The following is a 12,460-nucleotide window of genomic DNA, read 5'->3' as shown; positions in this document are numbered from 1 at the left end:
TTGCCTCACTATGATGTTAATAAAATGCTAATGCATTCGAATTCATTTGTATCCTGGCGTGAATAAGATGTGATGAAAAGGATCAATGCATTCGAATGCAACGCAGATCGCAAAATGAGTGACAGCGGAGCAGATTCACGCATAATGACGAGGCATTCGTTAGCGGGAGACAAAGGAATGGCAGGTTCAATCAAACGAGCGGTGACAAGTTATGACGTTGCGAAAGCGGCGGGTGTCTCGCAATCTGCAGTTTCCAGAGCCTTTACCGACGGGGCGAAAATATCGCCCGCCACCCGGGAGAAAGTGCGCAAAGTCGCCGCAGAGCTCGGCTATCGGCCGAGCTTTATCGCGCAATCGCTGATCACCCGCCGCTCCAATCTGATAGGCATTGTGGTACCTGGACTGGTCAATCCGTTCTATTCGGCTGTCCTCGATGAGCTTTCGCATAAGCTTAATCTGATGGGATATCGGGTACTGCTGTTTTCCATGTATCGCGATGACGATACCACGCCGATCATGGAGGAGATCCTGCGCCATCGCGTCGAAGCGCTGGTGCTGGTTTCCAGCAGCCTCTCTTCCCACTTCGCCCAGGAGTGCCAGCACCTCGGGCTCCCGGTTTTGCTGCTCAATCGTAAAAATGACAGCCAGTCCGTCTCCAGCGTCACCAGCGACAACCTCGCCGGCGGCGCGGCGATTGCCGATTTTCTGCTGGATGCCGGCCACCGGCAGCTGGCGTTTATTGCCGGGAGAGATACCTCATCCACCAGCCGCGACCGGGAAACCGGCTTTCGCCACCGGCTGGATACGCGCGGGGCCAGGCCCCCGTTGCGCGATAGCGGGATGTGGTCGATTGAAGAAGCGATGAACGCCACCCGCAGGCTGATGGCCCTGCCAGACCCGCCGGATGCGCTGTTTTGCGCCAATGACATGATGGCGATCGCGGCATTAAACGTCGTGGTGGGCGAAATGGGTATGCGGGCCGGCCACGATATTTCGGTCGTCGGCTTTGACGATATCGCGATGGCCAGCTGGCCGCTGATCGATCTCACCACCTGGGTGCAGCCGCTCTCGGAGATGGTGGAAGCGGCGATCGCGGTATTAAAGACGCAGTTGGATAGTGCGGAGGCGGCCCCCGTGCAGCACGTGTTGAAAGGCAAGCTCATTATCAGGGGCAGTACCCGGCCGCGGCGTTAACGCCGGGAGTCGACCGTCACGCCGTACCGTTATTGCCGTGGCGCATAAACGCCGGCCGCTGATTGAGCATCATATACCAGCGCTCAACCGCCGGCAGCTCCGGATGGGCAAAAGGGGTCATTTTCCAGCGATGTACCGACAGACCCAGTACGATGTCCGCCAGCGTAAACTGCGGGCCGGCGATCCATGCGCCGGTGCGCTGCAGCTGTGATTCAACGATGTGAACACAGCGGGTCCACGTAGCGATGCTCTCCTTAATCGCCGCCGGATCCTGAAAACGCGGGTCTTTGCGCACCAGACCCATAAATGCATAGCGCCAGGCATTGTTAAACTCCGTGGCCTGCCAGTCCATCCAGCGCTCAACATCCGCTGCGCCCTGAGGGGTCACCGGTAGCAGATCCTCACGTCCGGCTTTACGCGTCAAATAGCGGCAGATGCTGTTTGACTCCCATAGCACGAAATCATCGTCGAGCAGCACCGGCACCAGGCCGTTTGGGTTCAGGGCGCGAAACTCGGCGCTATCGACCGGCTGGAAACCGCTGCCGTAATCCTCCTGCTGATAGGTCAGACCGACTTCATCGCAGGTCCATAACACTTTACGAACGTTAATTGATGAGCGTTTGCCCAGTATTTTTAGCATCGTGACATCCTTAAGCGAAGGAACGTGACTTCCACCCTACTCTATCCGGCGACAAAGAGGCAGCCTGCCGGATAATGTGTATAGTTGATTTCAGTCTTTTTTGCTGACACAGGGAACCCGCCATGCTGACTCCGTTTACTGTTTTCACGCCCGGCAATATCCGTTTTGGCCGCGGCCTTGCCCGTAGCGCTGCCCCCTGGCTGGCCCAGCGTACCGCGAAGGTACTGCTGGTCCACGGCGCCAGCGCGCAGCGGGCCGGTTTTTTACTCACCGAGCTGCGCGCCCATCATCTTGAAGCGATGACGCTATCCGTAGCCCATGAGCCGACGCTGGAAGATATTGAGCAGGGAGTGCGTCTGGCGCGGGAAAATGGCATCGGGGCGGTGGTCAGCCTCGGCGGCGGCGCGGTTATTGACGCAGGAAAAGCGATTGCTGCGCTGGTGCCGGCCTCGGGCCCGGTGATGGAGTATCTGGAAGTGGTGGGCAACGGGCGGGTATTAGAAGGGCATCCGCTGCCGTTTGTCGCTATCCCGACTACCGCCGGTACCGGGGCAGAAGTGACGAAAAATGCGGTGATTAACGTCCCTCAGCAGCGGCGAAAAGTCAGCCTGCGCGACGATCGGATGCTGCCGGAGCTGGCCATCGTCGACCCGGCGCTGACCGATAACGCCCCGCGCGCGGTGACGCTCGGCTCCGGCCTTGACGCGATTACCCAGCTCATTGAGCCCTGGCTCTGTACCCGCGCCAATCCTTTTACCGATGCGCTGTGCCGGGCCGCTATTCCGCGCGGAATCAAAGCGCTCCGCACGCTGATGGAAAAAGAGTGCCCGGACAGCCGCGATGAGATGGCCTGGGTCAGCCTGTGCGGCGGCCTGGCGCTGGCGAATGCTGGTCTTGGCGTCATTCATGGGCTGGCCGGCCCGCTGGGGGGACTGAGCCATGCTTCCCACGGCGCACTCTGCGGCAGCCTGCTGCCTTACGGCCTGGCGCTCAATGAGTCGCAGGTCAGCAACAGGGCTATCCGCGAACGCTTTGACGAAGTCCGCCAGTGGCTGGCCGACGGGCTGGACGTCGAGCCGGAGACGGCCTGGGATAGCCTGCGCGAATGGAGCCGCGGCGCCGGGCTGGGGAATCTGCGCGAACTGGGCGTACCGCACGAGGCCCTGGAGCCTGCGGCACTGGCAGCCAGCAGCTCCTCATCCATGAAAGCGAATCCGGTGCAGCTGGATAGCGAGCAGCTGCTGGAGATGCTGGAAGCGGCGTGGGAGTGACGCCCCGTTTTATCCGGCATAATTAGATTTTGTTGCAAAACGATTGCTCCGAATTCCCCCCTTCGACCCGGAGCAATTTGATATAAAAAATCAATAAATTAGCCACATCTCTACCTAAACTTATCGCTAAAAAACGTGACCTGACGCACACTTTTATTTCCAGACACCGAAGCGAATGACTAAGCTTAATAGTCAGGCCGGGAGAGGCCCGGCGCCCTGAACTGACGCGATCCGGAGGTCCGTATCACTATGTCCAGCCAGACATTACGCAACGAGAATGGCGATAAACCGAAGATCGAGCGCGATCTGTGCTACGAAGCCGATCCGTATGAGTTAAAACTGGATGAAATGTTCGATGCCGAACCGGAGCCGGAGATCATCGAAGGCCTGCCGGCCTCTGATGCCCTGACGCCTGCCGACCGCTATCTGGAACTCTTTACGCATGTGCAGAAATCACGCATCTTTGCCGACAGCAAAACCTTCCCCGACTGCGCGCCAAAGCAAGACCCGCTGGATATCTTGATCCACTACCGGCGGGTGAAGCACCAGCCTGGATTCGACCTGCGCCAGTTTGTTGAAGAGCACTTCTGGATGCCGGACAACCGCACTGACGACTACGTGTCCGATCCCCGGCGATCGCTGAAAGAGCATATCGATAACCTCTGGCCCGTTCTCACCCGCGAGCCGCAGGATCATATTCCCTGGTCATCGCTGCTGGCGCTACCACAGTCTTATATCGTGCCCGGCGGACGCTTTAGCGAAACCTACTACTGGGACTCCTACTTTACTATGCTGGGGCTGGCGGAAAGCGGCCGCGAAGACCTGCTGAAATGTATGGCGGACAACTTCGCGTGGATGATTGAAACCTACGGTCATATCCCCAACGGCAACCGTACCTACTACCTCAGCCGCTCGCAGCCGCCGGTGTTTGCCCTGATGGTTGAGCTGTTTGAGGAGGATGGCGTGCGCGGCGCGCGGCGCTATCTCGACCATCTGAAACTGGAGTATCAGTTCTGGATGGATGGCGCCGAATCGCTGATCCCGAACCAGGCCTATCGCCACACGGTGCGCATGCCGGACGGATCGTTACTCAATCGCTACTGGGACGACCGCGATACGCCGCGGGATGAATCGTGGCGGGAAGATGTGGAAACGGCGCGCCACTCCGGCCGCCCGGCCAACGAAGTCTACCGGGACCTGCGCGCCGGGGCGGCCTCCGGCTGGGACTATTCCAGCCGCTGGCTGCGCGATATCACCCGGCTGGCAAGCATCCGTACGACCCAGTTTATTCCGATCGATTTAAACGCCTTTTTATTCAAACTGGAAAACACCATTGCCAATCTATCCGGCCTGAAAGGCGACCGGGAAACGGAAACGGCTTTTCGCCAGAAGGCCAGCGATCGCCGGTCCGCGGTAAACCGCTATTTATGGGATGAAGAGGGCGGCTGTTTTCGGGATTACGACTGGCGACGCGAACAGCAGGCGCTCTTCTCCGCCGCCAGCATCGTAGCGCTGTATGTCGGCATGGCTACGCACCAACAGGCCGAGCGGCTCGCCGATGCGGTCCGCGCCCGCCTGCTGACTCCCGGCGGCATCATGGCCACCGAATATGACAGCGGCGAACAGTGGGATAAGCCCAACGGCTGGGCGCCGCTACAGTGGATGGCGATACAGGGATTTAAACTGTACGGCCAGGACCCGCTCGGCGACGAAATTGCCCACAGCTGGCTGCAAACGGTGAACCATTTCTATAAGCAGCACCATAAGCTGATTGAGAAGTACCACATCGCCGGCGGCGTTGCCCACGAAGGCGGAGGCGGCGAATATCCGTTACAGGATGGCTTCGGCTGGACGAACGGCGTGGCGCGTCGGCTGATAGGGCTGTACGGAGAACCCTTATAACCAGGTGCTGTTCCGACAATTCATGTCCTGCTATGGTCATAGCATCGCACTTTGCAGGAATTGTTTTCATGACCGAATTGCTTACGCCACGGCTGCACTGTTCACAGCTGAAGCAGGAGGACTGGTCTTTTTTTCTCGCTCTGCAGAGAGATCCGCAGGCGATGCTGTATATAGCCGATTCACGCCCGCTGTCTGAAATACGCGAGGCCTTCGATTCGCGTATTTCACCGTGGTCGCCAGGGGCAAAACAGTGGCTGTGCCTGGTGGTGCGCGACAGGGAGACCCGTATACCGCTGGGTCTGACCGGCTACCGGCATCATGAAGGCGGTTGCGCTGAAGTGGGCTTTTTATTTACCCCGGCCGCGCAGGGGCGCGGCTATGGCTATGAATCCCTGCGTGCGCTCTGTGATTTTGCCTTCAGCGCCGGAGGCGTACGGCGTCTGACCGCCACGGTTACCGCCGGCAACATAGCCTCGCGAAATCTGCTGCAGAAAACCGGCTTTCTGCAGGAGGGTGAGCTGCGCGAATGCTACTGGCTGAACGGACGCTGGCATAATGACTGGCTGTTTGGCCTGCTGCGTCGCGATTATCACACGCTGAAAATATAAGCTGAACGCTGCGCCTCTCCGCAGACGGAGAGGCGGTTACGATTACAGGAACATGCCGCCGGAAACTTCCACGCGCTGTGCGTTCATCCATCTCAGGTCATCGCTCAACAATGCCGCGATTGCATCGCCGATGTCATCTGGCAGCCCTACCCGACCCAGCGCCGTTTGCGCCGCAATATGCTGATTAACCTGAGCATTATCCCGCACTATTCCACCGCCAAAATCGGTTTCTATCGCGCCTGGCGCGATAATGTTGACCGAAATCCCGCGCCCTCCCAGCTCCTTCGCCTGGTAGCGGGTCAGCACTTCCATCGCCCCTTTCATCGCCGCATAGGCGGCATAGCCCGGCAGCGCGAAGCGGGCCAGCCCGCTCGACACGTTGAGGATACGTCCCTTATCCGCCAGAAGTGGCAGCAGGCGCTGGGTCAGGAAGAACGGCCCCTTAAACTGGATATTCATCAGCTCATCAAATTGTGCTTCGCTGGTCTCAGCAAAGGGGACGTTTAAACCGATCCCGGCATTGTTTAATAAATAATCAAAGGTATCGCGCTGCCAGCGCTGTTGCAGCAGCTGAGCCACATTCTGAGCGAAAGTGCCAAAGCTCGCCGTATCACCGACGTTCAACGCCAATGCCGCAGCTTTCACCCCTTTTTGCTCAATTTCATCCACGACTTCCTGGGCAGCCTGCGGGTTGCTATGCCAGGTGAGAATAATATCGGTTCCCTTCTCTGCCAGCTTCAGCGCGGCATTTTTTCCCAGTCCACGGCTGCCGCCAGTCACTAAAGCGATACGTTGTGCCATCAGAAAACCCCTTCTCAGTTGCGTTTGTCTGGTTAAAGAGCTTATTAGCTGCCAGTAAAACAATAAATGCGTTAAATTACGTTTTACTGTTCCAGTATTAACAACAATAGAGTTTCGGTATGGATAAAATTCACGCAATGCAGCTGTTCATCCGCGTCGCGGAGCTGGAGAGTTTTTCCCGCGCCGCCGAAACCTTAAACCTGCCTAAAGGGAGTGTCTCGCGCCAGATTCAGGCGCTGGAAAACCATCTGGGGGTGCGCCTGCTGCACCGCACCACGCGTCGGGTTCAGCTCACCCAGGACGGGATGGTCTATTACGAACGCGCCAGGGACCTGCTCAGCAATCTCGATGAGCTGGACGGCATGTTTCAGCACGATCCGGCCACCATCAGCGGCCGCCTGCGGGTGGATATGCCGGTTGGACTGGCCAGGAAACTGATCATTCCGCGCCTGCCGGCTTTTTTGCAGCAGTACCCGGGCGTTGAACTGGAGCTGAGCAGTAGCGACCGGCTGGTGGATGTGATTCGCGAGGGGTTTGACTGCGTGGTGCGCGTCGGCACGCTGAAAGACTCCGGCCTGATCGCCCGTCCGCTGGGTAAGCTGACGCAAATTAACTGCGCCAGCCCGCAGTATTTATCACGCTTCGGCTACCCGACCACGCTCGACGATCTGGCCGGTCACGCCCTTATCCACTATGCCAGCACCCCCGGCGCCCGCCCACTGGGGTTTGAGGTGATGAGCGATGGCGTTGTCCAGTGGGTGAAGACCGGCGGCACGCTCACCGTTAACAGCACGGAAACCTATCAGGCCGCCTGCCTGGCCGGGCTGGGGATTATCCAGGTTCCGCGTACCGGCGTCCGCGAAGCGCTGCGCACCGGCGAGCTGATTGACATCCTGCCGCAGTACCGCGCGGCACCGCTGCCGGTATCGTTAATCTATCCGCACCGACGCAACCTTTCCCGCCGGGTACATCTGTTTATGGAGTGGCTGGGGAGCGTGATGAAAGAGTACGTCGATTAGGCGACGCCGCCCTTTATCCGGCGGTCGTTCGGACGCTTCGCAGGTCTATGAAGGATTTTACGTATATAATTTTGAAGAATCTCGCTGTAAAGAAAGGAAGAAATCACTCATGACATCGGAAAACGACGCGAAACGCCCGACCCAGGATCCGAGCCAGCCGCCGGAAAAAAGTAAAAGCCCGCTGGCCGCCATCAACGACTCTGCCGTGGCGCAGAAGGCGAATCAGGCGTTAAAAAGCGTCACCGGAACAGCAGAAAAAGTTCAGAGGAACCCGATTATTGCGCACCTGCTGCGCGCAACCGAACGGTTTAACGACAGGATGGGAAACCAGTTCGGTGCGGCCATCACCTACTTTTCGTTTCTGTCGATGATCCCGATTCTGATGGTCTCCTTCGCTGCCGCCGGTTTTGTGCTGGCCTGGCACCCGACGCTGCTGCAGGACATTTTTGATAAAATCCTGCTTAATGTCAGCGACCCCACGCTGGCCGCCACGCTGAAAAACACCATTAATACCGCCATCCAGCAACGCACCGCCGTTGGCCTGGTCGGTCTGCTGGTTGCGCTCTATTCCGGTATTAACTGGATGGGCAACCTGCGGGAGGCGATTCGCGCCCAGTCGCGCGACGTCTGGGAGCGAGCGCCGCAGGACCAGGAAAAGATCTGGATGAAATACTTCCGTGATTTTATCTCGTTGATCGGCCTGCTGGTGGCGCTGGTGGTGACGTTATCGATAACCTCGGTCGCCGGTTCCGCGCAGCAGATGATCATCTCCGCGCTCTATCTTGATAATATTGAGTGGTTGAAACCGGCCTGGCGGCTGATCGGCCTTGCTATCTCCATCTTCGCCAACTATTTGCTGTTTTTCTGGATCTTCTGGCGCCTGCCGCGCCACCGCCCGCGGCGTAAGGCGCTGATTCGCGGTACCCTGATTGCAGCTATCGGTTTTGAAATCATAAAAATGATCATGACCTGGACCCTGCCCGCGCTGGTGAAATCGCCTTCCGGCGCCGCCTTTGGCTCCGTATTAGGCCTGATGGCCTTCTTCTATTTCTTCGCCCGCCTGACGCTGTTCTGCGCGGCGTGGATCGCCACGGCCGACTACAAGGATGACCGTCGTATGCCGGGCAAAGCCCACGATTGATGCCGTATCGGGCTGAAGAAAGGTACAAAATTCAGCCCGAATCATCATTTCAGCAGATAAATCCAACATGTAACTTTTATTTAACGCGGAACTGGTTTTATCTACTATTATTTTATTTGTGTGAAGCATTTCATAGAAGTTATTTTTCCGGCACGCAAATTATCCGCTTTTTGACCATTTTTTCACCACTCACGCCCCCTGTTACAGATTGAAATGTCCCTTTTGCTGTGGCTATATGACCTTTCGTTCGCTAAAAATAAGAAAGATCTATGCAAGCCACAGCCACCACACTCGACAAGCAGCAGGAAACCGCTCCGGTTAACTCACGCAATAAAGTCGTCGTCGCCTCCCTCATCGGTACCGCCATTGAGTTCTTCGACTTTTATATCTATGCCACCGCCGCGGTGATCGTATTCCCGCACATTTTCTTCCCACAGGGTGACCCGGCCGCAGCTACGCTACAGTCGCTGGCGACGTTTGCCATTGCCTTTATTGCCCGTCCGATTGGCTCTGCGCTATTCGGCCACTTCGGCGATCGCGTCGGCCGTAAGGTCACCCTGGTCGCTTCGCTGCTGACCATGGGCATCTCCACGGTGGTGATCGGCCTGCTGCCCGGTTACGAGAGCATTGGTATTCTGGCGCCGATGCTGCTGGCGCTGGCGCGCTTCGGCCAGGGGCTGGGGCTGGGCGGTGAATGGGGCGGCGCGGCGCTGCTGGCGACCGAAAACGCCCCGCCGCGCAAGCGCGCGCTGTACGGCTCTTTCCCGCAGCTCGGCGCGCCTATCGGCTTCTTCTTCGCCAACGGCACCTTCCTGCTGCTCTCGTGGCTGCTGACCGACCAGCAGTTCATGGCATGGGGCTGGCGCGTACCGTTTATCTTCTCCGCCGTGCTGGTGATTATCGGGCTGTATGTGCGCGTGTCGCTGCACGAGACGCCGGTGTTCGCCAAAATCGCCGCCGCGAAGAAACAGGTCAAAATCCCGCTGGGGACCCTGCTGACGAAGCATGTGCGCGTCACCGTGCTCGGCACCTTTATCATGCTGGCGACCTATACCCTGTTCTATATCATGACCGTCTATTCCATGACGTTCAGTACCGGCGCCGCGCCGGTGGGTCTCGGCCTGCCGCGGAACGAAGTGCTGTGGATGCTGATGATGGCGGTCATTGGCTTCGGCGTGATGGTGCCGGTGGCGGGTCTGCTGGCCGACGCGTTTGGCCGCCGTAAGAGCATGATCGTGATTACCACGATGATTATCCTCTTCGCGCTGTTCGCCTTTAAACCGCTGCTGGGCTCCGGTCAGCCGGTTCTGGTCTTCGCCTTCCTGCTGTTGGGCCTGAGCCTGATGGGGCTGACCTTCGGCCCGATGGGTGCGCTGCTGCCGGAGCTGTTTCCGACGGAAGTGCGCTACACCGGCGCATCGTTCTCGTATAACGTTTCGTCGATTCTCGGCGCCTCCGTCGCACCGTATATTGCCGCCTGGTTACAGGGCAACTACGGCCTGATGGCGGTCGGCCTCTATCTCGCGGCCATGGCCGGGCTGACGCTGATTGCGCTGCTGTTGACCCACGAAACGCGCCATCAGTCGCTGTAATCCCTTACTGCCCGGCGCGCCGCGCCGGGCACGCTTCTTCCATTCGTTTACTTTTTCATCTGCGATAAAATCGCCCGGCACTGATTGGCATCCCCTTCCGCAGGCGATACCAGCGCCAGCAGGGCCGCCGCCGGCGTGACTAATGTCGCCAGCGCCGCCGCTACCGCGCCGCGCGCGATCAACGGCCCGGCCTTCACCCCGGCATTCGGCGATTGAAAGGTCCCGCGCACGTACAGCGGAGAGCGTAGGGTAATAATACGCAACCCCTTACTCTCCGGATCAATGGTCAGGTCGAGCTGTTCCGAAGCAAAGCTGGCGGTGCCGGTCACGTTAATCAGCGCATTTTCGGTATCAAAGGCAAAAATCTGCGGCCGCGCCACGCCGTTAGTCACATTGATATTTGCCGCCGCGCAGTTCACCCGGACCTCATCATCGCCAAATATCTGCCCGATAACATAGTTACCCACGTTCAGACCGAGGATTTCCATCAGGTTACGGCTAATCAGACCGTCGTTCATCAGCAGCTTCAGATTGCCGTTGCTGTTGCCCAGCAGCGCCGCCACCGAATTGCCGCTCCCGCGCAGCTGTACGTCGCCATTCATCTCCCCGAGCGTCTTCTGCATCATTTCGACTTTCGGCATCAGCGCCTTCAGCTTCAGACGCCGCGCCTGCAGGTTGGCTTCCCCCTGCAATGGTTTCTTATTGCCCTGCAGATGGAGGCTGCCGGCAATTGTGCCGTTCGCCAGGCCAAAGCGCAGCGGCTGCAGGCGCAGGTCACCTCGTTCCAGGATCACATGGGTGGAAAGGTCGCTAACCGGCAAAGTGCCGCCGTGCTCAATCCGCCCGCCTTTAAAGCGCACATCGGCGTCCATCAGCTGCCATTTATCGGTATCAAAGCGATCGTACGGTAACACTTTCCCCGCAGGCTGCGCTGAAGCTGCGCCTTTACGTTGCTCGCCTCCGGCGGTTTTTGTGCCTGTATTCACGCCAATGAGCGGGCCGAGATCCGCCAGCCGTAGCTGTCGTGAAGCGACATCGCCCTCCAGCTTCGGTCGCGGTTTGCCGGTGCTGTAGGTCAAGGAACCGTGGATATCACTCTCGCCAATACGGCCGTTAAAATCACGATAGGCGAAACGCGCGCCTTTCGGATCCTGAAAAGTGGCGCGCAGATGGCCGTCGGTCGAGAAGGCCGGCGTATCCGGCAGCACCACCCCGGTCAGCTCGTACAGATCCCGCAGCGAGGCCCCGGAGAACTTCAAACGCAGATCCACGCCCCCGAGATTGAGGGGATCGCTGACCGTGCCGCTAAAGGCGACCCGGGTGTTGCCGGAGCGAAAGTCCCCCTGCAGCGGGAACGGCTCCCCCTCGCTGCGCAGCGCCAACATGCCGCCGATTTTACCGTCGCCCTGGAGCGGCTGCCCGTTATAGGTCCCCTTGGCCTGCAGGCCAAAAATATAGTCTCCGGCTTTTGCCGACCCCTCTTTGTCCTTCTCGCCGCTCACCTCGCTGAAGGGCAGCGGCTTGCCGAGCGGATCGACCAGGATCGTGATATCCGCGCGCGTCACCTTGTCATCAATGGCGATCCGTCCGCGATCGAACAGAATATTATCCAGGCGGAAAGACCAGCCGGAAGAGGCGGGCCGTTCGGTGGACGCGGCATCGGAGGCCAGGGTAAAGGTCCAGTTATTATTTTTTTCCGACAGCCGAATCAGGCGGGCATCGGGCTGTTCCAGCTTAATCCACGGCAGGTAAACGGTTCTGGTAAGCAACGCCAGCGGCGCCAGGGTGGCTTCGACACGCGGCAGATGCACCATGGTGACCTGAGGGATCGCCGGCGGGTTGCCGAGAACAATATCTTCGGCGTGGACGTGCGGCCAGGGGATCCAGCTGCGCCAGCCGCGTTCGCCGGCCTGACGCTCCCAGACCACGCCCAGGTCGCCGCGAATCGCAAACGGTCGATTCAGCTCGGCTGAGACCTTCTGGTTGATCGTCGGTTTCAGGCGATTCCAGTCAAAGGTCGCCAGCACGATGAAAAACAGAACGATCGCTACGAGTATCGTTCCCGAGATAATGGCAATCGTTTTACGGGTTCTGGTCATCCCCTCTCCGCTCCTTTTGCGTCTCGTCAGTTCTGAATATAGTTGAAAAGCACATCTTTCTCTGACAAATGCGCTTTTCGTCACATTCCACGCGTCAGGTCAAAAAAATAATGGAACATTGTTTTAATATAATTGACCATAAAAACGGCGCGGCGCACACTCGCGCTTATTCGATTCCATCTCAGGTCATGAT

10 protein-coding genes are annotated in these 12,460 nt (G+C 58.5%); 7 read left to right on the top strand and 3 right to left on the bottom strand.

The window, feature by feature from the left end; genetic code table 11:
- The first annotated feature begins 177 nt into the window (after window positions 1–177).
- Window positions 178–1,194 carry a LacI family DNA-binding transcriptional regulator gene (locus BV390_RS20125; protein WP_032690352.1) on the top strand — a complete coding sequence of 339 codons (1,017 nt, stop codon included), beginning with the start codon at window positions 178–180 and terminating at the stop codon, window positions 1,192–1,194.
- Between the two features lie 16 nt (window positions 1,195–1,210).
- On the opposite strand, the gene BV390_RS20120 is transcribed toward BV390_RS20125, so the two are convergent.
- Window positions 1,211–1,834 (bottom strand): glutathione S-transferase family protein, encoded by a 624-nt coding sequence (locus BV390_RS20120; RefSeq protein WP_032698598.1) that lies wholly within the window; start codon window positions 1,832–1,834, stop codon window positions 1,211–1,213.
- Between the two features lie 122 nt (window positions 1,835–1,956).
- Here BV390_RS20120 and BV390_RS20115 point away from each other — a divergent pair, with 122 nt between their 5' ends.
- The 3 genes from BV390_RS20115 (at window position 1,957) to BV390_RS20105 (ending at window position 5,615) form a co-directional block, all read left to right on the top strand.
- Entirely contained in the window at window positions 1,957–3,105 is a 1,149-nt protein-coding gene (locus tag BV390_RS20115; RefSeq protein ID WP_032690350.1) for an iron-containing alcohol dehydrogenase, read from the top strand.
- A gap of 249 nt (window positions 3,106–3,354) precedes the next feature.
- Entirely contained in the window at window positions 3,355–5,007 is a 1,653-nt protein-coding gene (locus BV390_RS20110) for an alpha,alpha-trehalase (protein WP_032690349.1), read from the top strand.
- A 68-nt stretch (window positions 5,008–5,075) separates the two neighbouring features.
- Complete coding sequence (locus BV390_RS20105; protein WP_032690348.1) at window positions 5,076–5,615, top strand: GNAT family N-acetyltransferase; 540 nt, start codon at window positions 5,076–5,078, stop codon at window positions 5,613–5,615.
- A gap of 42 nt (window positions 5,616–5,657) precedes the next feature.
- Here BV390_RS20105 and BV390_RS20100 read toward each other — a convergent pair whose 3' ends face one another.
- Window positions 5,658–6,416: an SDR family NAD(P)-dependent oxidoreductase gene (locus BV390_RS20100; RefSeq protein WP_032698597.1), complete on the bottom strand. Its 759-nt coding sequence runs from the start codon at window positions 6,414–6,416 to the stop codon at window positions 5,658–5,660.
- A 119-nt stretch (window positions 6,417–6,535) separates the two neighbouring features.
- Here BV390_RS20100 and BV390_RS20095 point away from each other — a divergent pair, with 119 nt between their 5' ends.
- From BV390_RS20095 to BV390_RS20085, 3 genes are all read left to right on the top strand, one after another.
- Window positions 6,536–7,435, top strand: coding sequence for a LysR family transcriptional regulator (locus BV390_RS20095; RefSeq protein WP_047663559.1), 900 nt, complete (start codon window positions 6,536–6,538; stop codon window positions 7,433–7,435).
- A gap of 109 nt (window positions 7,436–7,544) precedes the next feature.
- Entirely contained in the window at window positions 7,545–8,576 is a 1,032-nt protein-coding gene (gene yhjD, locus BV390_RS20090) for an inner membrane protein YhjD (RefSeq protein ID WP_085397261.1), read from the top strand.
- Window positions 8,577–8,845: 269 nt separating this feature from the next.
- On the top strand, window positions 8,846–10,168 hold the full coding sequence (locus BV390_RS20085; protein ID WP_032690344.1) for an MFS transporter: 1,323 nt from the start codon (window positions 8,846–8,848) through the stop codon (window positions 10,166–10,168).
- Between the two features lie 47 nt (window positions 10,169–10,215).
- Here the strand turns inward: BV390_RS20085 and BV390_RS20080 are convergent, their stop codons facing one another.
- Complete coding sequence (locus tag BV390_RS20080) at window positions 10,216–12,267, bottom strand: AsmA family protein (RefSeq protein WP_085397260.1); 2,052 nt, start codon at window positions 12,265–12,267, stop codon at window positions 10,216–10,218.
- Window positions 12,268–12,460 lie beyond the last annotated feature (193 nt).

This window comes from Klebsiella sp. YJ, from assembly GCF_002108615.1.
Lineage (GTDB): Bacteria > Pseudomonadota > Gammaproteobacteria > Enterobacterales > Enterobacteriaceae > Klebsiella > Klebsiella planticola.
Note: the sequence above shows the minus strand (reverse complement) of the source record. Positions and strands in the feature narration are given on the sequence as shown.